The organism is Pseudogemmobacter humi (genome assembly GCF_900609055.1).
Classification (GTDB): domain Bacteria; phylum Pseudomonadota; class Alphaproteobacteria; order Rhodobacterales; family Rhodobacteraceae; genus Pseudogemmobacter; species Pseudogemmobacter humi.
Map to the genome: position 1 here is coordinate 1 of NZ_UXAW01000026.1, position 21,091 is coordinate 21,091.

Below are 21,091 nucleotides of genomic sequence, written 5' to 3' on the forward strand. Positions count from 1 at the left end.
GTGGGGGCTGTTCAGTTTCCACGCGCCCGATCATGGCGGCACCCGCGGCGCCGGCGAGGGCGCGCCCTGGGCCTGGCAGATGCTGGAACAGGCCGGGCTGAGGCGCGATGGCGCCATGGTGCTGGCGCTGATGGCGCAGCCCCGTTTCCTGGGCTTCTGGTTCAACCCGGTCAGTTTCTGGCTGGTCTTGCGCGGCCCCGATCTGCTGGCGGTGATCGCCGAGGTGAACAACACCTTCGGCCAGCGCCATTCCTACCTGTGCCACCATGACGGTTTCACCCCGATCCGCCCCGAGGACCGGCTGAGCACCGAAAAGCTGTTCCACGTCTCGCCGTTTCAGGATGTCGCCGGCGGATATGAGTTCCGTTTTACCGTCACCGACGACAAGATCGCGGTGCTGATCCGGCAAACCAATGGCGAGGAGGGGCTGGTCGCCACCCTGCACGCTACACTTCGGCCGTTGCGGCAACCTGGATTGCTGGCCGCAGCCCTGCGCCGACCCGGCGGGGCTTTGCGGATTGTCGCCCTGATATACTGGCACGCGCTGCGCCTGCGCCTGAAGGGCGCCGCGTATCGTCGCCTTCCCGCCCCCCCATCCAAGGAAATCAGCCGATGAGCCTGCTGCAAACCCGCTTTCTAGCCTCGCTTGAAGGGATCCGGCACGGGCGGCTGACCCTGACCACGCCCGAAGGTCATCGCCACCAGTTCGGAGCCGATGGCCCCGAGGCCACGATCCATATCACCGACTGGGCCATGTTGCCTGCGCTGGCGCAGCGCGGCGATGTCGGTTTCGGGGAAAGCCATATCGCGGGCCATTGGGACAGCCCGGATCTTGAGGGCCTGCTGGTGCTGGCGATCCGCAACCTCGATCACCTTGCTCCGCATGGCAGGCAGGGCCTGTTGGCCGGGCTGCGGTTCCGGCTGACCGACCGGCTGCGGGCCAATTCGCTGGCGGGGTCGGCGCGCAATATCCGCGCGCATTACGATGTGGGGAATGAGTTCTACCAGCTCTGGCTGGACCCGGGGATGAGCTATTCCTCGGCGCTGTTTCAGGACACCGATGATCTGGAAACCGCGCAGGCGCGCAAGAATGACCGCATCCTGTCCCGCCTGTCCCCGGGCGAGAGGATCCTGGAGATCGGCTGCGGCTGGGGCGGCTTTGCCGAACGTGCGGCGGATACCGGCCGCCATGTCACCGGCCTGACGCTGTCGCCCGCGCAAAAGGGCTATGCCGATGCGCGGCTGGACGGGCGGGCCGAGATCCGCCTGCAGGATTATCGCCATGCCGACGGGCGCTATGACAATATCGTCTCGGTCGAAATGGTCGAGGCGGTGGGCGAACGCTACTGGCCCGCCTATTTCGCCACCCTGAAAGCCCGCCTTGCCCCCGGTGGCCGGGCCGTTCTGCAGGCGATCACGGTGTCTGATGCCGAGTTCTCGATCTATCGCAAACGCTCGGATTTCATCCGCCAGCATATCTTTCCGGGTGGGATGCTGCCCAGCCCGGCGATCCTTGCCCATCAGGGCGCAAAGGCCGGGCTGGAGCTGCGCGCCAGCTTTTCCTTTGGTCAGGATTATGCCCGCACCTGCCGGATCTGGGCCGCGCGCATGGCCGGGGCGGCGCCACGCCTCCGCCGTTACGGCTATGACGACGCCTTTCTGCGCGGCTGGCGCTACTACCTCGAAGGCTGTGCCGCGGCCTTTGCGACCGGGCGGACCGATGTGGTGCAGGTCGAATACGGCCACGCGGCGCGTGCGGCCCTGGCGGCATGACGATGTCCGCGATCCTCTGGCTCTGCCGCGACTTCCGTTTTGATGACAACGCCGCGCTGGCGGCGGCTTTGGCCGATGGGCCGGTGCTGCCGGTGTTCGTGCTGGATGCGGCCACGCGGGCGCAAGGATCGGCCAGCCGCTGGCGGCTTGGGCGGGCGCTTGCGGCTTTTGATGCTGCCTGGCGGGCCCGGACGGGTGAACATATCACCGTGCTGGAGGGCGAGGCGGCAGAACTGCTGCCCGATCTGGCCACCCGGCTGGGAGCGCGCCGCATTCACCAGAACGACTGGCCCGCCCCGGCACAGCAGCAGGTTCAGGCCGCTCTGCGCCATGTGCTTGGGGAGGGGCCGGTCCGGCTGCATCTGCATCCCGGTCATCTGCTGGTCCATCCGTCGCGGATCCGCACCGGCACGGGCGGCAGCTACAAGGTTTATACGCCTTTTGCCCGCGCGGTACGGCAGGCCGGGGCGGATCGCCCGCTGCCAGCGCCGGGGCGACTGACGGCGCTGCCAGCGGGCGGTGATCTGCGCGCCGGGGGCCTCAACCTCGCGCCCGACATGTTTCGTGGCGCAGCGGTGCTGGCCGGTCATGCGCTGCCCGCTGGCGAAGCCGCAGCCCTGGACCGGCTCGACGATTTCTTTGACCGTGCCCGTGACTACCCGGCCCATCGCGACCGTCCCGATATCGACGCCACCTCGGGCCTCTCGGAGCATCTGGCCTTTGGCGAGATCAGCCCCCGCCGGATCTGGGCCACAGCCCGGCTGCGGGCCGAAGTGGAGCCAGCCCTTGAGGCCGGGGCCGGGAAATTTCTCGCGGAACTTCTGTGGCGCGAATTCGCCTGGCACCTGTTGCTGGCTTTCCCGCAGATGCCCGAAGCGCCCTGGCGCCCGGAATGGGCGGCCTTCCCCTGGGCGGGCGAAAACGCCGCCGCAACCGCCTGGACCCGTGCCGGCACCGGCATCGCGCTGGTCGATGCGGGCCTGCGCGAGATGCGGGTGACCGGCCGGATGCACAACCGGGTGCGGATGGTGGTGGCCAGCTGGCTGACCAAACACCTGCTGACCGACTGGCGCATCGGCCTGCGCCATTTTGAGGACAGCCTGACCGACTGGGACCCGGCGGCGAATGCGATGAACTGGCAATGGGTGGCAGGCTGCGGCCCGGATGCCTCGCCCTTCTTCCGCATCTTCAACCCCGAAAAGCAGGCGGAAACCTTTGATCCGCAGGGGCGTTACCGTCACTACTGGCTGCAAGGCGAAGGCGCGCTGGCCTATGCGGCGACCCTGCCCGCCGCCTGGAACAGCCCCGCCGGATGGGTCGAGGCGGACAGCGCCCCCCTGCTGGCCGATGGCCGCGCCCGCGCCCTTGCCGCGCTGGCGACATTCAACAGGGGCACCTGAGCGTTTCGCCCCCGAAAAAAGGGCCACACCATCCCGCAAAGATGCGCTTTCGATCCTTGTCCTTATACTTGCGGTCGCCTTTGCGGTGTCGCCATGGGTCTCGGGCGGGTTTGCCGGGTTCAGGCCCGGGCAATTTCCTGTAACCGACCGCTGGCCCGCGCAGCCTGCGAGTTGGGCCTTCTCGATCTGGGGGCCGATCTACATCGCGCTGATCATTGCGACCATCATCGGCGTGATGTGCGGCGGCGCAGATTGGGAGCGGGCGGCAAAGCCGCTGACCGTCAGCCTTGCGGTTGGAGTGTTCTGGGTCGCGGCGGCCAATCGCGCCCCGCTGCCGGCCACCATCATGACTGTGAGCATGGCGACCTTCGCCATTCTGGCCTGGGTTCGGCGCGGCCAGTCGCTGTGGCAACGCCTGCCGCTGGGGCTTTATGCGGGCTGGCTGACGGCGGCCAGCGGCGTGGCCATCTCTGCTGCGCTGACCGGATATGGTATCCTGCCCGCGCAGACCGCAGCCATTCTGATGCTGCTGGAAGTGCTGGCGGTGGGGCTGATGATCCTGGCCCGCCCGGACAGTGACTGGACCTGCGCTCCTGCCCTTCTCTGGGCGCTGACCGGGGTGATTGCAGCGAACCTGGAGCCGATGAACACCACCATCGTCGCCGTGGCCTCTCTGGGGCTCGTGCTGTTGCTGGCAACCCTATGGCGCCAGTTGGCACGCTGACATTCGGTCATGTTGACAAATGGCGGCGCCCTAGCCTGATGCAGGCGACATCGACGAAGCCGGGAAACGGACTGCGGTTTTGTCGTGGGAGCAGGCTTTGGATACTTTCCGCATCAACGCTCATATGAGCTTCGCCCCCGGTCCGGTGACCATTTCACCTGCGCCAGGGGGAGCCGCTCGGGACAACCTGCGGCCCGTTCAGCCCGCCGCGCCGTTCTTCGAGGGGGTCTTCCCGCAGGGCCGTGTCGACGCCACAGAACCGTGTGAGGAAGGGGCACTCACCTGGCTGGGCGCCTTCACCGAAAAGATGTCCGCCGCTCCGGCTCGGAAAAGGCATTCTTCGCGAAACGACAGAAGCCCGGCCAGGGGGGGCGGGCCCGATGCCGCCGGGAATCTTATTCATGCCGGGCCGTCTCATTCTTCTGGCAGGGCCGAACGGGGCGGGAAAGACGACGCTTTACCAGACGCGGGTCGTCCCCGGCTAGGCAGGCCCCTTCATCAACGCCCACATCATCCGGCGCGATGAGTTGCGGGACATGTCCCCGCAAGCATCCTGCAAAGCCGCCGAAATCGCGTCACAGCGCCGGAGCGGCCTGATGGGTTCCGGCAAGAGCTTTGCAACCGGGATCGATTTCTCTCACCCTCCGAAGCCGGACATCATCATCACGGCCCAGGCACGCCATTATATGGTCATTACCATCCATGTCGGCGTGGACACCGCAGAGCTTTCGGTTGCGCGCGTCAGCGCCCGGACAACACAAGGCGGCCACGACGTTCCCGAAGACAAGATCCGCGCCAGATACGAGCGAGGCCAGCCCCCTGTCGGTCACGGCATGCAGCCTGGTGTTCGTGCCGCCTTTCGCGGTGCGGTCATTGTGCCGAAGATGTTGTCCCTGATCGTACAGGACAGGATCATATCCGGGCGCCCGGTCGCGAAGATCCGGCCAAAGCGCCGCATCAGCGTGTAATCGTCACGCGGACTCGGCCATTTGACGTTCATCGCAAGCGGCCGAAAGCGGCAGCCGGCAGCCTCGAACTGGCGCTCCGCCCCGTCAGGCGGCGCGAGGACCGCCACCCGATGCCCCCGCCCGATCAGGGCCCGCATCACTGGCATCCGGAAATTCAGGATATTCTACGCCGCGTTGATCGTGATCATCAACGGCCGATGGAACAACCACGGAAGTGTCTTTCAATACGAAAGAGTTGCAGTTGCCGGCTCCTCCAGATCATGCCTTTACAGCAGAATGCGCGTCGCCCCCGTGTTCAGACAGAGAACATAAAGCCCAGAAAGATCAGACCGTCAAACCGTGACGCATCAGGGGGGCTCTGGTGCACAAACCGGGTGCTGGCCGGGGCTTCCCTTCCCCTGGACCGGGTTATCCCATGGCAGCGGTGGCGGCGAGGCGAACTCTTGATATTCGTGGCAGTCACCCGGCCAGGACGGTCCTGGCCGGCCTGTGGGGTATCGGGGTTTCTGCGCCTCACGGGCAGGATTGGCGGCGCCGCATGTCCTCTGGTCGCGCTCCCATCGCGGCAACGGGCCTCGTGGGGGCGCACAGGAGGAGACTCCGGGCGGTGTGATTTCGACCAGATGGCCACCGGAGAAGACCTTCGCCCCGCGAGGGGGCGAAGGCGGTATCTCTTACGCCTCCAGGTCGAAGCGGTCGGCGTTCATCACCCTGGTCCAGGCGGCGACGAAATCCTGCACGAAGCGGCCGGCGTTGTCGGCCTGGGCATAGACCTCGGCATAGGCGCGCAGGATCGAGTTCGAGCCGAACACCAGATCCAGCCGCGTCGCCGTCCACCTCACCACGCCGGTCTTGCGGTCGCGGATCTCGTAGTGATCCCCGGCCCTGGCCCAGGTATTGGCCATGTCGGTCAGGTTGACGAAGAAGTCGGTGGTCAGCGCGCCGATCCGGTCGGTGAAGACGCCGTGCCTGGTGCCGCCGTGGTTGGCGCCCATCGCGCGCATGCCCCCGACCAGCACCACCATCTCGGGCGCGGTCAGGCCCATCAGCTGGCTGCGGTCCAGCATCAGCTCCTCGGGGGCGACCACATAGTCCTTCTTCAGCCAGTTGCGGTAGCCGTCATGGATCGGCTCCAGCACCGCGAAACTGTCGGCGTCGGTCATCGCATCGGTGGCGTCGCCCCGGCCCGGCGCGAAGGGCACCTCGATGTCGAACCCGGCCGCCTTCGCCGCCAGTTCCACGCCGACATTCCCGGCCAGCACGATGGTATCGGCCAGGCTGGCGCCGTATTCGGCCGCCAGCGGCTCCAGCACCGCCAGAACGCGGGCCAGACGGGCGGGCTCGTTGCCCTCCCAGTCCTTCTGCGGCGCGAGGCGGATGCGCGCCCCGTTGGCGCCGCCCCGCTTGTCCGAGCCACGGAAGGTGCGCGCGGAATCCCAGGCGGTCGCGACCATGTCGGCCACCGTCAGGCCGCTGTCAGCGATCCGGGCCTTCAGGCCGGCGATGTTGAAATCGCGGTTTCCGGCAGGGACCGGATCCTGCCAGATCAGGGCTTCGGTGGGCGCATCCGGGCCGATATAGCGCGCCATCGGACCCATGTCGCGATGGGTCAGCTTGAACCAGGCGCGGGCGAAGACCTCGTTGAAATACGCAGGGTCGGCCATGAAGCGGCGGCAGATCGCGTTGTAGACCGGGTCCATCTTCATCGCCATGTCGGCGTCGGTCATCATCGGGTTGTGGCGCAGCGAGGCGTCGCTGGCGTCGAGCGGGCGGTCCTCCTCGCGGATCGTCACCGGCTCCCACTGCCAGGCGCCGGCGGGGGATTTGCGCAATTCCCACTCATGGCCGAACAGCATGTCGAAGAAACCCATGTCCCATTTCGTCGGGTGGGTGGTCCAGGCGCCTTCCAGCCCCGAGGTCACGGCGCCGCTGGCCTTGCCGCCCATGGCGGGGTTGGTCCAGCCCAGGCCCTGTTCGCAGACATCCGCCGCCTCGGGGTCGGCGCCGAGCAGTTTCGCATCGCCGTTGCCGTGGCATTTGCCGACGGTATGGCCGCCCGCGGTCAGCGCCACGGTTTCCTCGTCGTTCATCGCCATGCGGGCGAAGGTCTCGCGCACCTGGGCTGCGGTCTTCAGCGGGTCGGGCTGGCCGTTCACCCCCTCGGGGTTCACGTAGATCAGGCCCATCTGCACGGCCGCCAGCGGGTTTTCCATCGTCGAGGGGTCGTTCACGTCGCCGTAGCGCGCGTCCGAGGGCGCCAGCCATTCCTTTTCCGCGCCCCAGTAGGTGTCCTTCTCGGGGTGCCAGATATCCTCGCGGCCGAAGGCGAAGCCGAAGGTCTTCAGCCCCATGTTCTCATAGGCGACGGTGCCGGCCAGGATGATCAGGTCGGCCCAGCTCAGCCGGTTGCCGTATTTCCGTTTGATCGGCCACAGCAGGCGGCGGGCCTTGTCGAGGCTCACGTTGTCCGGCCAGGAGTTGATCGGCGCGAAGCGCTGGTTGCCGGTGCCGCCGCCGCCGCGCCCGTCGGCGATGCGGTAGGTGCCCGCCGCGTGCCAGGACATGCGGATGAACAACCCGCCGTAATGGCCCCAGTCGGCCGGCCACCAGTCCTGGCTGTCGGTCATCAGGGCGTGCAGGTCGCGCTTCACCGCGTCGAAGTCGAGGTTGCGCACCTCCTTGCGGTAGTCGAAATTCTTCAGCGGGTTGGTCTTGCTGTCATGCTGGTGCAGAATGTCGAGATTCAGCGCATTCGGCCACCAGTCCATGTTCGAGGTTCCCATGGCGGTGTTCCCGCCATGCATCACCGGGCATTTGCCGGTGGTCCTGATGTCGTTTCCGTCCATTTTCGTCTCCGGTTCCAGGGGTGGCGCTTCCTGGAATCGCTCTAAACCGGCCGAGTGATAATTTACATTTTCATTTTCAAATGTTATCGATAAGCCATGCTTATGAATGCGCTTTCGATGAGGCATCTTCGCTATTTTACGGCCCTGGCCGAGCAACGCCATTTCGGCCGCGCGGCCGAAGTCTGCGCCATCTCGCAGCCCGCATTGTCGTTGCAGATCAAGGAACTGGAGAGCATCCTCGGCGCCGCGCTGGTCGAACGCGGCGGGCGGCAGATCCGGCTGACCGCCCTGGGCGAAGCCTTCGCCCCGCGCGCCCGCGACATTCTGCGCGGGGTGGATGAGCTGATGGCGCTGGCGCGCGCCTCGCTCGGCCCGCCTTCGGGTCCGGTCAGGATCGGCGTGATCCCGACGGTGGCGCCCTATCTGCTGCCCGGGATCATCGGGCGGATGGCGGAACGCTTCCCGCTGGTCGATCTGCGCCCGCGCGAGGCCGTCACGCCGAAGCTGGTCGCGGCGCTTTCGGGCGGACGGCTCGATGCTGCCATCGTCGCGCTGCCGGTCTCGGAACCGGCGCTGACCGAATATCCGCTGTTCGAGGAAGAGTTCATGCTGGTCCGCCCCGTGGCGGATGCCGGCAAGCCGGTGCCCGACTCCGAACATCTGCGCGAGATGCGGCTTCTGCTGCTGGAAGAGGGCCATTGCTTCCGCGACCAGGCCATCGCCTTTTGCAGCATGTCTTCCGATCCGGCGCGCGATCTGCTGGAGGGCAGTTCGCTCTCGACCCTCGTGCAGATGGTCGGCGCCGGTCTGGGGGTGACGCTGATCCCGCAGATGGCGGCGGCGCTTGAAACCCGGTCGGCGGCCGTCTCGGTGGCGCGCCTTGCCTCGCCTCGCCCGACCCGGACCATCGGCATGATCTGGCGGAAGTCGAATCCGCTGGCCGACCACCTGGCCGCCATGGCGGAAGTCGTCGGGGAAGCGGCGATCACCGCGTCGCGGGCCTGAGCGCCTTCGCCCGGAGCGCACGGACGAGCCCGCCCCGCCGCGCCCTTCTGCTTTCTGGCGCCGCTTCCGGGCGTGGAAGGGCGCTTGCCGACCGGCAGGTGGGCAAACCGATCCGGGTTGCCAGTCTCGTGAACATTACGACAGGGCCAGCCCGTCGCTAGAGCAGGTCCGCACGCGCCCGCGTCACCAGATCCTGCAAATCCTTGCTCGTCTGCCGTCCGAACAGACCGTCGTTCCCGGCGATGAAGGTGGGGGTGCCCGCCAGCCCCATGTGATCGGCCAGCGCCATGGAATGCTCGATATGACCCAGCACCCGCGCGGATTCCATGTCCCTGCGCAGCCGCGCCATGTCCAGCCCGACCGCCTCTGCCGCGCGCAGGACGGGGGCCTCCTCCACCCGGCCCCGGATCTTCATCAGTTCAATGTGGAACGGCCAGTATTTGCCCTGCTCCAGCGAGGCAAGCGAGGCTTTGGTTGCAAAGACCGAGCCTTCGCCGAAGATCGGCCATTCGCGGAACACCACGCGCAGTTGCGGATCGTCCAGGATCAGCCTTTGCAGGACCGGCACTGTCTCGCGGCAGAACGGACAGTTGTAGTCGAAGAACTCGGTCAGGGTGATATCGCCGGCCGGATTGCCCAGAACCACCGCATCGCCCTCATGTTCCAGCGCCTTGCGCAATTCTTCCGGCATGGGGTTGGCCTGCCCGGGCGAAGGCATCGCTGCGGCCAGCGCTCCGCCGATCAGGACCAGGCCGGACCGCATCGCCAGACGCCTGTTGATATGTTGCATTCGTTCCCTCATCTGGCAGCCATGGCGGGCGCCTGCCGCCGGCATGTTCGTCTCTCAGGCGCTTTCAGCTATCGGTGATCGCGGCTCAGGCTTAAGCCAGCCTTAAGCTGGCCCGGCCACGCTCGCCAGGGAAATTCACGAAAGGACGGGACTGCCGTGAGACTTCTGATCGTCGAGGATGACGACATGCTGCGCGACGGCCTCACGGTGGGTCTGCGCCTCGCAGGTTTTTCGCCGGACGCGGTCGCGAATTGTGCCGATGCCCGTGTGGCGCTCGCCAACGGCGCATTTCAGGTCATGGTCCTCGATCTCATGCTGCCGGACGGCTCTGGCCTCGATGTTCTGCGCGGGCTGAGAGAGGCAGGAAACGATCTGCCAATCCTGCTGCTGACGGCACGGGATCAGCTGGATGACAGGGTGGCCGGACTGGACGCGGGCGCTGACGACTATCTCGGCAAACCCTTCGCGCTGGAAGAGCTGGCTGCGCGGCTGCGCGCCATTCTGCGCCGACGGCAGGGGCGTGCCGGAGGAATGCTGCACTGGAACGGTCTCGATCTGGACCCGGCCCGGATGCGCGGTGAAATCGATGGCCAGGAGGTAAGGTTCTCGAATCGGGAGTTCACCGTGCTTCAGGCGCTGATCGAACGCCCCGGCGCCATCCTGGCCAAATCCGTGCTCGAAGACCGGCTTTACGGCTGGCAGGAAGAGGTGGAAAGCAACACGGTCGAGGTGCATATCCACAAGCTGCGCGCCAAGCTGGGCGCAGGCTTCATCGAGACGGTGCGGGGCGCGGGCTACCGGCTGGCCGGGCCAGGGCCGGATAAGGCGAAGACATGAACTCGATCCGTACCCGCCTTTTCCTGATCCTTCTGGCCGCCACCGGCGCGGTCTGGCTTTCTGCGATGGTCTGGATCCAGTATTCCACCCGCACCGAAGTGGAACATGTTCTCGACCGCCGGTTGCAGGAATCGGCGCAGATGGTGGCCTCGCTGATCGCGCGCAGCGGCGGGATCGTGCCCGCCGAGGCCGCGGCGATGGTCGATGACGCCCGCGCCTTGCCCGACACCGGCCCGCATGATTTCGTGCGCCGGCTGATCTGCCAGGTCTGGGGGTTCGACGGACAACTGAAAAGCGAATCCGAAGGCGCACCGCCAGAGCGGCTCGCCGATGGCGCCACCGGGTTTTCCGAGCGCAGCGTGGATGGCGAGATATGGCGCGTCTACAACCATGTCGACGAAGCCCTGGGCATCCGGGTCATGGTGGGGGATGCCCGTTCGGTGCGCGACCACCTGGTCGACGATGTCGTCCTTGGGCTGCTGGCTCCGGCGCTTCTGATCCTGCCGCTGCTGGCGGGGCTGATCTGGCTGGCTGTGCGGCGCGGACTGGCGCCGCTGGACCGGCTGGCGGCCACGCTGGCGGATCGCCCGGCCACCGATCTTTCGGCGCTGAACGACCGCGGCATCGCGGTGGAGCTGCAACCGATGATCGGGGCGCTGAACGGGCTCTTTCGCCGTGTCGATACCGCGCGAGAGCGCGAACGCAGCTTCACCGCCTTTGCGGCGCATGAGTTGAAAACCCCGCTCGCGGGGCTGAAGACCCAGGCCCAGATCGCCCGGATCGCCCCGGATGACGAGACGCGCGCGCGGGCGCTGGCTCAGATCGCCGGCGGGGTTGACCGCACCGACCGCATGGTGCGCCAGTTGCTGGACATGACGGCGGTGGAAAACCCGGTCGAAGCAGGCGGCGCGCCGCAGCAGGATGGCGCGCGGATCCTGCGCGACGTGGCCGAGGGGCTGGCAGGGCTTGCGCAGATGCGCGGCGTCACCATGGATCTGACCGCCGGCCCCGGCCTCTGGCGCACGGCGCAGGCGGCGCTGCTGGCACCGGCGCTGCGCAACCTGCTGGAAAACGCCATCCTCGCCTCGCCTCCGGGCAGCAGGGTCGAGGCGCGGCTGGAGCATTCTCCGGGCCGGGTGCGCTTTCTGGTGCTGGATCGTGGCCCCGGCATCCCCGCCCCCGACCGCCCCCATGTCACCGGGCGCTTCTGGCGCGGTGCCGCCAGCCCTTCGGGCCAGGGCAGCGGGCTTGGCCTTGCCATCGTCGTGGCGGCGATGGAACGGATGGGCGGCACATTGCGGCTTTCCCCGCGCGAAGGCGGCGGCGAACAGGCTGAAATCCTGCTGCCCGACACCGCCTGAGCAGATCAGCCCGTCGGCCGCTGTCCGGCCGCGTGATCCCTGGCGAGGCTCAGAGCAGGAGGACCTTCGTTCCGACCTGCACCACCGCGAACAGTTCGGCCACATGTTCGTTGTAGAGCCCGACGCAGCCCGAGGACGAGGGCCGGCCGATCTTGCGGGTGTCATGCGTGCCGTGGATCAGATAGGCGGGCCAGCTCAGATACATCGCATGGGTGCCCAGCGGATTCTCCGGCCCCGGCGGCAGATACGCCGGCAAGGAAGGATCGCGGCGCCGCATGTCCGGTGTGGGCGTCCAGTCCGGGCCGATCCGCTTGCGCACCACCTCGGTATGGCCGCGCTTCGTCAGCTCCTCGCTGATCGGGATCGAGGTCGGGTAAAGCCGGTAATCCCCGCCATCGCCCGACCAGTAATGCAGCGCACGCGAGGCGAGATCCGCGATGATCACCCCCTTGCCGAGGCTGTCGAAATGGTCGCGCCAGTCCTGCATGCGAAAGCCCGAGGTGTTGTGGCGCGGGTTCGTCATCGTATCGGCCCGCACGAGCGCGGGTGCGCTCAGTGTCAGCAAGCCGATCCCCCCGGCAAGAATGGCCTCTCTGCGGGTCGGGTTTCTGCTCATCTCCGGTCTCCTTGTCAGCAGGCGATTGCGCTGGGGATCGGCGTCCGGGCTTAAGCGAACCTTAAACCCGGGCTTCATCTGATGACGATTTCAGCGGCCTCTCTCACAGCTGCGTGAAGGCCGGTGGCATTCCGGTTCAGCCCTCGGACGCAGCCGGCCCACCGGGTTCGACAATCCGCCGGGCCATATTAACGCCATTCTGTGACCATATATGCGTTGCTGGATATCGCTGACCTTCGCGCGTAAGGACGAAGGGAGAGTGGTGATTGCGTTTCGGAGCGCCGTTGACTGCCCCGGTATTGATCGCAACGGGATGGAGTCCCGCGGCTCGCGGGGGACAGAGGACGGGCGGATCCGCAGGGGTGGCCCGGTAAACGAGATGAAGACGACCCGCGCCAGCCTTTGGGTCAAGGCAGCAGATCCGGCCTCCGGGGCGGGGGCCAGGCCCGACATGACCGCCCCTCTGACGCCCGTCCAGGCCGGGATGATCTTCGAGAGCACGCTTGCCGGGCGGCCGCATCTCAATCTTGAACAGATCGTGGTGCATCTGGGCGGCCCCTGCGATGCGGCGGCGATGCGCGTGGCGTGGCAGCGCGCGGTGGACCGGCATCCGGCGTTGCGCATGGTGACCGACTGGAGCGGCGAGGCGGGACCGCGGCAGCGGGTGCTGGAGGATGTGCGGCTCGAACCGGACGAAATCGATCTCAGCCCCTCGGCGCTGGAGGCCTGGCTGGAAGCGGACCGGGCGCAGGGCGCCGACAGCCCGGCCTGGCCGAACTGGCGGCTGCGGCTGATCCGGCTGGGCCCCGTGCAAAGCGCGCTGGTCTGGACCTTTCCCCATGCGATGCTGGACGGGCGCAGCTTTACCATCGTGCTGGATCAGGTGTTCCGGGATTACGACGCGCTGGCCGCCGGGGCGGCGCTGCCCGACCATCCCGCCGCGCCGGATCCTGCGGCCCATTACCATGCGGTGGCACGCGAGCCCGCGGCGGTGGAGTTCTTCGCGCGCCACCTGGATGGGTTCGAGGTCGCGAATGAGATCGCGCCCGAGGCCGCGGGCACGGAGCGTCTGGCCGCGCCCGGCAAGCCGGTGCTGGAGGCGCGGCTCTCCGGAGACGTGACCCGGGCGCTGACCCTGCGCGCGGCGGCGGCGGGGGCGACGCTGAACACCGCGCTGAACGCCGCCTGGGGGCTGATGCTGGCGCGGCTGTCGGGCCGGGGACTGGCGGTGTTCGGGATCACCCGCGCGGGGCGGCATCTGACGGCGGAGTCCGCCCGGATGGTGGGCTGCCTGATCAACACGCTGCCGCTTGCCGTGCGCATCGCGCCCGATCTGACGCTGGACGCTTTGCTCGCGCAGGTTCGCGCGGATCAGATCGCCATGCGGTCCCGCGAGCATTGCGCGCTGACCGATATCCGCGCGGGTCTCGGTCTTTCGGGTCACCAGCCCTTGTTCGACACCATGGTGGTTTACGAACGCGCGACGCTGGCCGGGCGGCTGGCAGCTCTGGGCGGCGCCTGGGCCGGAAGGCGGGTCGCGTTGCACGAGGAGGGCGCGCTGCCGGTGACGCTGGCGGCTTACGGCGAGGACAGTCTGCTGCTGCGGCTGGAATATGCCCCGGCGCGGCTGACGCCCGGGGCGGCCGGGGCGATGCTGCGCTATCTGGAGACGCTGCTGACCGCCATGGCCGACGCTCCGCCCGATGCGCCGCTTGCTTCGCTCACCATGCTGGATGCGGCGGAGCAGGCGCGGCTGGCGGAACTCGCCCTGCCGGCCCAGGGGCCGGATCCGGTCGCCCCGCTGCCCGGGGCGATCACGGCGCCGCCCGGGGCGGTGGCGGTGATCCAGCCTGACGGCTCGTCGATGAGTTATGCCGATCTGGAGCGCGAGGCCGACCGGCTGGCCCGGGCGATGGCGGCGCGCGGGGTTGGGCCGGGGCGGATCGTCGCGCTCTGCCTGCACCGCTCGGCCCGCTATCTGGCGGCGATGCTGGCGGTGTGGAAGACCGGCGCGGCCTTCGTGCCGCTGGACCCGGCCTGGCCTGCCGCCTCGCTGGATTACATGATGCGCGACAGCGGGGCGGTGCTGCTGCTGGCCGCGCGTGTTGCGCCCTGGATGGCGGGGCATCAGCTTTTGATTCCGGGCAACGAGCCCGAGGCCGGGCCTTTCGCCCCTGTTCAGGCCTGGCCGGACCAGCCCGCTTATGTGATCTATACCTCGGGCAGCACCGGCAGGCCCAAGGGTGTGGTCGTGCCGATGCGGGCGCTGAGCGCCCATGCCGCCGCCGCGACCGGCTGGCTGGGGCTGAGCGCCCAGGACAGGGTGCTGCAATTCACCAGCCTCAGCTTCGATGTCTCGCTGGAAGAGATCGTCCCGACGCTGCTGGCCGGAGCCACCGTCTGCTTGCGCCCCGATGCCGCCGGGCAGGATCCGCGCGCCCTGCTGGATTACGTCGCGCGGCATCGGGTGACGGTGCTGAACCTGCCGACCGGCTTCTGGCAGGCGCTGATCGACGATATGGAACTGTTGGGGGCGCGGTTGCCGCCCTCGGTGCGGCTGGTGGTGACCGGGGGCGAGCGGGTGCCGCCTGCCGCGCTTCGCCGCTGGCGCGGGGTCGAGCCCGGCGTGACCTGGGCCAACGGCTACGGCCCGACCGAGGCCACGATCACCTCGGCCGCCTTCACTTTGCCGCCGGGGGCGCCGCTGCCATCGGGCGAGGTGCCGGTGGGCCGCCCGCTCGGCCATGCGCGGCTCTATGTGCTCTCGCCGGACCGCACGCTCTCGCCGCCCGGAGCTTTGGGCGAGCTGTGGATCGGCGGCGATTGCGTGGCCAGCGGCTATCTGGGGCGCGAGGATCTGACCGAAGCCGCCTTTCTGCCCGACCCCTTCTGCCCGGGCGGGCGGATGTATCGCAGCGGCGATCTGGCGCGCTGGCGGGCGGACGGGCTCCTCTCGCTGGCGGGCCGCGCCGACCGCCAGATCAAGCTGCGCGGCTACCGGATCGAGCCAGGCCAGGTCGAGAAGATCATCGAGAGGCTGGCGGGTGTCGGCCAGGCGCTGGCGGCGGTGACGGGTGAGCGGCTGGTGGCATGGGTGCGGCCCGCGGTGGCGGGGGCGGAGCTGGACTGCCAGGCGCTGGAACAGGCCGCGGCCGCGCTGCTGCCGCCGCAGATGCGCCCGGTGATCGTGCCGGTGGCCGACTGGCCGATGCGGCCCGGCGGCAAGATCGACATGGCCCGCCTGCCGCGGCCCGAGCAGCGCGAGGCGCCCGCCGAGGCGCCCGCCGATCCGATGACCCTGGCGCTCTGCCGTCATTTCGCGGCGATCCTCGGCCTGGCCGAGGTGGGGCCGGATGCGAATTTCTTCGACCTCGGCGGCCATTCGTTGCTGCTGATCCGGCTGATCGCGCGGATCGAGGCCGCCAAGGGCTTCCGCCTCTCGGTTTCCGACCTGCATACGCACCCGACCCCGCGTGCCGTGGCGGGGCTGTTGGCGGCGGGCGGGGCGACGCGGCGGTCGCTGCGCGACTGCCTCGTGCCGATCCAGCCCCAGGGCGGCCAGCCGCCGATCTACGGCGTGCATGTGCTGGGCATCAACGGCAGCTATTACCGCCCGCTGTCGCGCGAGATGGGGCCGGATCAGCCGATCTTCGGGCTGACGGTCGGTTTCCTTGACGAATTCACCCCGACCGGCGTGGCCGAGACCGCCGAGCTTTATCATCGCGTCATCGACCGCCATCAGCCGCATGGCCCGCTGTCGCTGGCGGCGGTGTCGCTCGGCAGTTACGTCGCGCTTGAACTGGCACAAAGGCTGCTGGATGCCGGGCGCGAGGTGAAGATGCTGGTGCTGCTGGATGCCGAGGGGCCGGGCGGACGGCCGCTGGTCGGGCGGCGCGCGCGGCTGGCGGCGCATCTGCGGCGGATGCGGCACGAGGGCGCGGGCTATGCCCGGCGCAAGGCCGCCCACAAGCTGAGCGAACTGCGCCACCGGATCGAGAAGCTGAAACTGACCTTCGCGGCCCGTTTCGGCCGAACCGCCGCGCCCGCCTCTACCGTCGAGGAATTCGTCGCCGCGAACGAGCTTGCGGTGCGCGCCTACCGCCCCCGCCCCTATCCTCAGCGGCTGACCATCATCCGCGCCACCGACAATATTTTCGACAGCCCCGATGCGATACGGACCGGCCTCGGCTGGGCGCCGGTCGCCGGGGGCGGCTTCGATCTGTTCGATGTGCCCGGCGATCATCTCTCCATCCTGGAAGAACCCGCGGTAAGCGAACTCGCGCGGGTTCTGCGCAAGGCTCTGACCCAGGGCTGACCTGTCGCTTCGTCCTGCCGGACCGCCCGCAGGGGATTGCACCCGCATGCGGGCGGCGCAAAGCAATGTATTGCATATTGCGTAATTGATTGCATGATGTAGAACGTCTTGCAGGGGGCGGATCCGCGCCCGCAGGAGGGGGGAGCCATGCAGACCGATGCCAAAAGCAATATGATGATGCCCGAGGATACCGGCGCGCTGCGTCAGCTTTACGCCGATTTCAAAGCCGAGCATCTGAACCCGCTCTGGACCCAGATCGACGACATCATGCCGGTGGTGCCCAATCCGAAAGCGGTGCCGCATGTCTGGAAATGGTCGCGGCTCTATCCGCTGGCGAAACGCTCGGGCGATCTGGTGCCGGTGGGCCGCGGCGGCGAACGGCGCGCCATCGGGCTGGCCAATCCGGGCCTTGGCGGCAAGGCCTATGTCAGCCCCACGCTCTGGGCGGCGATCCAGTATCTCGGCCCGCGCGAGACCGCGCCCGAGCACCGCCACGCGCAGAACGCCTTCCGCTTCGTGGTCGAGGGCGAGGGGGTCTGGACCGTGGTCAACGGCGATCCGGTGCGGATGTCGCGCGGCGATTTCCTGCTGACCCCGGGCTGGCATTTCCATGGCCACCACAACGACACCGATCATCCGATGGCCTGGATCGACGGGCTGGATATTCCGTTCAGCTACCAGAACGACGTGGGCTTCTTCGAGTTCGGCTCGGACCGGGTGACGGATTACGCGACGCCCCGCTTCTCGCGCGGTGAAAGGCTGTGGTGCCATCCGGGGCTGCGGCCGCTGTCGGGGCTGGCGGATACGGTGTCCTCGCCCATCGGGGCCTACCGCTGGGAATATACCGACCGCGCGCTGACCGAGCAGCTTTTGCTGGAAGAGGAAGGCCAGCCCGCCACGGTGGGCCAGGGCCATGCCGCGGTGCGCTACATCAACCCGACCACCGGCGGCGATGTGATGCCGACGATCCGCGCCGAGTTCCACCGGCTGCGGCCCGGGGTGCAGACTCCGGGGCGGCGCGAGGTCGGCTCTTCGGTCTTTCAGGTGTTCGACGGCCGGGGGGCGGTGGTGCTGAACGGCAGCGAACACCGGCTGGAGAAGGGCGATATGTTCGTCGTGCCGTCCTGGGTGAAATGGTCGCTTCAGGCCGAAACCGGGTTCGATCTGTTCCGTTTCTCGGACGCGCCGATCATCGAGCGGCTGAACTTCGCCCGGACCCAGGTCGATGATACCGATCTCTGAGCCGGACACCGATGCGGCCCGCACGGCCCTGCGCGCGCGCCAGGGCAAGGGCGCGCGCTACGACAGCCCGGCGGCTCCGGCCGGGCCGCTGGCGCTGGCCCGGCTGGGAACGGCGTATTTCGCGCGCAGGCTGAACGAGCTGACCGGGCAGGAGCTCGACGCACCTTCGCTGGTGCCGGGCTGGAGCCGCCGCCATATCGTCGCCGATATCGGCTTTCAGGCCCGCGCGCTGGCGCGGCTGGTCGAGGCCGCGCGCGAAGGCCGGCCGCAGGAGGTGCTGCACGAGCCCGAAGCCCGGAACGAGGATGTCGCTTTCGGTGCCACCCTGCCGGACCATGCCCTGCGCTATCTGTTCCACCATTCCGAAGTGCATCTGAACGTGGAATGGCGCGATCTGTCGGCGGAAGGCTGGGCCGCCAGTGTGCGGACGCTTGAAGGGCGTCCGGTGGCGGTTGCGCAGACGCCCGGGATGCGGGCGGCGGCGATCTGGCTGGCTGCGGTGGATCTGGCGAATGGCGGCACGTTCCGCGATTTCCCGGCGGAGCTGACCGATCTTCTGCTGGCCGGGGCGGGGGATCCGCCGCCGGTCACGCTTCGGCCCACGGACCGGCCCGCGCCGGTCGTGCGGGGCGGCGGGCCGGTCGTCAGCGGGTGCGCCGCCGATCTGGCGCGCTGGCTGACCGGGCGCGGCGCGCGGCGGCTGGACGGCGCCGCGCGGCTGCCCGATCCGCCGTTCTGGCGGCCGGGACGGCCTTAATCCCCGGCCGGTTTCCAGCTCCTGGCGCTGGACTGGCTCTGGGTGAAGTCCAGCAATTGCCGCACCGCCGGATGGGCGGCCGAGAGGATCTGCTCCGAGGTGCTGATCATCGTCACCGATGCTTCGGCCTCGCCCTGCCAGTTCAGGATCGGCGCGGCGATCGCGCGCAGCCCCGGCACATAGCGCCCGTCGATCGAGGCGAAACCCTCGCCGCGGATCTTCGCGATCAGCCGGTCGACGCTGCCCGCGCTCAGGTCCAGATCGGGCCAGGACAGGCCGGCTTCGACAGCGCGCTCGACCTCAAGGTTCAGCCGCGCCGAGATCACCGGGCGCGGCATCCAGGCAAGAAACACCCGCCCGCTGGCCGAAGTCAGCAGCGGCATGTTGCTGCCCAGCCCGAACGAGGTGACCATCGGGCTGGGTGCGCGGCACCAGCGGATGACGGTTGCGCCCTGGCTGCCCCAGACGCTCAGCAGCACCGTCATCCCGGTCTGTTCGCTCAGATCCGGCATCGCATCGGCGGCCTGGTTGACGAAATCGTTCCGCCCGAGCGCGGCGATCCCCAGCGAGGCCGAGAGCGGCCCCAGTTCATACCGGCCCGAGCGGTTGGCCTGTCTGACGAAACCGGCGTGGATAAAGCTGGCCAGATAGCGGTGGACCTTGCTTGACGGCATCGACACCGCCCGCGCCAGGTCGATCAGCGCCACCGGCCCGTCGAATTCCGCCAGCGCGCGCAGCACCACCAGCGCCGCGTCCAGCGCCTGGATGCCGCCGCGGGCATTGCCGCTGCCCTCGGTCTCGTCCTGGTTCTCCGCTTCCCTGGTCATCCCAGCATGCTCCTGAATTCATCCGGCACCGCGGCGCCCCTGATGCCAGCATCCGACAGAACCGCCCATGCGCGCAACTCGTGTCCTTCGGCGATCAGCGTCTCGCCGCAGGTAAGCCTGTAAGCGATCCGGAACCGCCGCTCCTGCCAGTCGCTGACGGTGGCGCTGACGCTCAGCACATCGTCATAGCGCGCCGGCGCACGGAATTTCAGCCCGACATCCACCAGCGGCGTGACCGCGCCGAACCTGGCCTGCAACTGCCGCTGCCCGAGGCCGCAGCCGCGCAGAAGGCGCTGAAAGGTGCAGTCCAGCCAGTAGAAGTAATTGGGGTAGAACACGATCCCCGCCTCGTCGCAATCGCCCCATTCGACGGTGTAGCTGGTGGTGAAGAGGCTCATTCTGTTGCGCTCCATAAAATGTATTGCGCATCGTGCAATATACATTAATGTAAGATCAAGCAAATTGCGTAAGGGAGGAGACGCATGAAGCGCGTCGCTGTCATGGGCGGCGGGCCTGGTGGCCTGTATTTCGCCTGTCTGTGGAAATCCCGGCATCCGGCGGATTCCGTCACCGTGTTCGAGCAGAACCCGGAAGGCGCCACCTTCGGTTTCGGTGTGGTGTTCTCTGAGCGCGCGATGGATTTCCTGCGCGCCGACGATGCGGAAACCGCCGATCTGATCACCACGAAGATGGAAACCTGGTCGGACATCACGCTGATCCACCGGGGCGAGGCCGTCGCGCTGGATGGCGTGGGCTTTTCCGCCATCGGGCGGCTGGAACTGCTGGTCCTGCTGACCGAACGCGCCAAAGCCGCCGGGGTCGAACTGCGGTTCGGCACCACGGTGGGCTCGGTCGCGGAACTGGCGGATTTCGATCTGATCGTGGCGGCGGATGGGGTGAACTCGCTGGTGCGCCGCAGCTTCGAGGGCGATTTCCAGACCTCGGTGTCTTATCTGGACGAGAAATTCGCCTGGTTCGGCACCACGAAGCGGTTCGGGACCCTGACCCAGACCTTCGTGCGCAATGACTGGGGCACGTTCAACGCCCATCACTACCGCTATTCGCCGACCATGAGCACCTTCATCGTCGAATGCGACCGGCAAAGCTGGCTGAACGCCGGGTTCGATCACCTCGCGCCCGAGGCGGCGAAGGCGCGCTGCGAAGAGATCTTTGCCGAAACGCTCGACGGCCACGGGCTTGTGGCCAACAAATCGGCCTGGCGCAACTTTCCCTGGATCTGGAACGACCGCTGGTCGCACCGCAACATGGTGCTGATCGGCGATGCGCTGCATACCGCGCATTACTCCATCGGTTCGGGCACGCGGCTGGCGCTGGAGGATGTGCTGGCGCTGGTCGCCGCGCTTGAGGCGCATCCGGCCGATCAGCCCGCCGCGCTGGCGGAATACGAGGCGAAGCGCCGCCCGGTGGTCGAAAAACTGGTCCGCGCCGCCCGCACCAGCGCCGCCTGGTATGCCGATTTCCCGCAGCATATGCAGCTTCAGCCGCTGGATCTGGCCTACAGCTACATCACCCGCTCGGGCCGGGTGGACGATGCCCGGCTGCGCGCCATGTCGCCCCGGTTCATGGCGCAATACGAGGCGGCCCGCGCCGCCACCGTCGGGTGAGGGAC

Annotated in this window: 17 protein-coding genes; 11 read left to right on the forward strand and 6 right to left on the reverse strand. The window is 68.0% G+C overall.

The genetic code is table 11. The features are described from left to right. The 4 genes from XINFAN_RS00335 to XINFAN_RS00350 form a co-directional block, all read left to right on the forward strand. The coding region (locus XINFAN_RS00335; protein ID WP_148087129.1) for a DUF1365 domain-containing protein at positions 1–616 on the forward strand (616 nt) is incomplete at its 5' end. After that, positions 613–1,773, forward strand: coding sequence for an SAM-dependent methyltransferase (locus tag XINFAN_RS00340; RefSeq protein ID WP_124084586.1), 1,161 nt, complete (start codon positions 613–615; stop codon positions 1,771–1,773). The genes XINFAN_RS00335 and XINFAN_RS00340, both read left to right, overlap by 4 nt. 2 nt (positions 1,774–1,775) lie before the next feature. Beyond that, positions 1,776–3,173 (forward strand): cryptochrome/photolyase family protein, encoded by a 1,398-nt coding sequence (locus XINFAN_RS00345; protein WP_233352072.1) that lies wholly within the window; start codon positions 1,776–1,778, stop codon positions 3,171–3,173. An 85-nt stretch (positions 3,174–3,258) separates the two neighbouring features. Next, entirely contained in the window at positions 3,259–3,897 is a 639-nt protein-coding gene (locus XINFAN_RS00350) for a TspO-related membrane protein (protein WP_160144498.1), read from the forward strand. A gap of 826 nt (positions 3,898–4,723) precedes the next feature. Here XINFAN_RS00350 and XINFAN_RS22460 read toward each other — a convergent pair. Then, the gene (locus tag XINFAN_RS22460; protein ID WP_124084589.1) at positions 4,724–5,011 is read right to left on the reverse strand and encodes a glycosyltransferase; all 288 of its coding nucleotides are present in this window, start codon (positions 5,009–5,011) and stop codon (positions 4,724–4,726) included. 528 nt (positions 5,012–5,539) lie between these two features. Then, positions 5,540–7,711, reverse strand: coding sequence for a catalase/peroxidase HPI (gene katG / locus XINFAN_RS00360; protein ID WP_124084590.1), 2,172 nt, complete (start codon positions 7,709–7,711; stop codon positions 5,540–5,542). A 102-nt stretch (positions 7,712–7,813) separates the two neighbouring features. On the opposite strand from katG, the gene XINFAN_RS00365 reads away from it, so the two are divergent. Then, on the forward strand, positions 7,814–8,716 hold the full coding sequence (locus tag XINFAN_RS00365; protein WP_124084611.1) for a hydrogen peroxide-inducible genes activator: 903 nt from the start codon (positions 7,814–7,816) through the stop codon (positions 8,714–8,716). 157 nt (positions 8,717–8,873) lie between these two features. Here the strand turns inward: XINFAN_RS00365 and XINFAN_RS00370 are convergent, their stop codons facing one another. Further along, positions 8,874–9,506: a DsbA family protein gene (locus XINFAN_RS00370; protein ID WP_233352074.1), complete on the reverse strand. Its 633-nt coding sequence runs from the start codon at positions 9,504–9,506 to the stop codon at positions 8,874–8,876. Between the two features lie 156 nt (positions 9,507–9,662). Here XINFAN_RS00370 and XINFAN_RS00375 point away from each other — a divergent pair, with 156 nt between their 5' ends. Both XINFAN_RS00375 and XINFAN_RS00380 read left to right on the forward strand, forming a co-directional pair. After that, a complete protein-coding gene (locus XINFAN_RS00375) occupies positions 9,663–10,343 on the forward strand; it encodes a response regulator (RefSeq protein ID WP_124084592.1) in 681 nt (226 codons plus the stop codon). Then, positions 10,340–11,704, forward strand: a complete 1,365-nt coding sequence (locus XINFAN_RS00380) for a sensor histidine kinase (RefSeq protein ID WP_124084593.1) — start codon at positions 10,340–10,342, stop codon at positions 11,702–11,704. The genes XINFAN_RS00375 and XINFAN_RS00380 overlap by 4 nt, the downstream gene beginning before the upstream one ends. A gap of 49 nt (positions 11,705–11,753) precedes the next feature. On the opposite strand, the gene XINFAN_RS00385 is transcribed toward XINFAN_RS00380, so the two are convergent. Then, on the reverse strand, positions 11,754–12,320 hold the full coding sequence (locus XINFAN_RS00385; RefSeq protein ID WP_124084594.1) for a L,D-transpeptidase: 567 nt from the start codon (positions 12,318–12,320) through the stop codon (positions 11,754–11,756). Between the two features lie 379 nt (positions 12,321–12,699). Here XINFAN_RS00385 and XINFAN_RS00390 point away from each other — a divergent pair, with 379 nt between their 5' ends. From XINFAN_RS00390 to XINFAN_RS00400, 3 genes are all read left to right on the forward strand, one after another. Continuing rightward, complete coding sequence (locus XINFAN_RS00390; RefSeq protein ID WP_160144500.1) at positions 12,700–16,635, forward strand: non-ribosomal peptide synthetase; 3,936 nt, start codon at positions 12,700–12,702, stop codon at positions 16,633–16,635. Positions 16,636–16,782: 147 nt separating this feature from the next. After that, positions 16,783–17,877, forward strand: a complete 1,095-nt coding sequence (locus XINFAN_RS00395) for a cupin domain-containing protein (protein WP_124084596.1) — start codon at positions 16,783–16,785, stop codon at positions 17,875–17,877. Next, a complete protein-coding gene (locus XINFAN_RS00400; RefSeq protein ID WP_199286325.1) occupies positions 17,861–18,634 on the forward strand; it encodes a maleylpyruvate isomerase N-terminal domain-containing protein in 774 nt (257 codons plus the stop codon). Before XINFAN_RS00395 ends, XINFAN_RS00400 begins: the two co-directional genes overlap by 17 nt. Here XINFAN_RS00400 and XINFAN_RS00405 read toward each other — a convergent pair. Together XINFAN_RS00405 and XINFAN_RS00410 are read right to left on the reverse strand one after the other, a co-directional pair. Further along, positions 18,631–19,461, reverse strand: a complete 831-nt coding sequence (locus XINFAN_RS00405) for an IclR family transcriptional regulator (RefSeq protein ID WP_124084597.1) — start codon at positions 19,459–19,461, stop codon at positions 18,631–18,633. The genes XINFAN_RS00400 and XINFAN_RS00405 overlap by 4 nt on opposite strands. Beyond that, on the reverse strand, positions 19,458–19,859 hold the full coding sequence (locus XINFAN_RS00410; RefSeq protein WP_124084598.1) for an acyl-CoA thioesterase: 402 nt from the start codon (positions 19,857–19,859) through the stop codon (positions 19,458–19,460). Before XINFAN_RS00410 ends, XINFAN_RS00405 begins: the two co-directional genes overlap by 4 nt. A gap of 84 nt (positions 19,860–19,943) precedes the next feature. On the opposite strand from XINFAN_RS00410, the gene XINFAN_RS22125 reads away from it, so the two are divergent. Continuing rightward, on the forward strand, positions 19,944–21,086 hold the full coding sequence (locus XINFAN_RS22125) for an FAD-dependent monooxygenase (RefSeq protein ID WP_124084599.1): 1,143 nt from the start codon (positions 19,944–19,946) through the stop codon (positions 21,084–21,086). Positions 21,087–21,091: the final 5 nt, after the last annotated feature.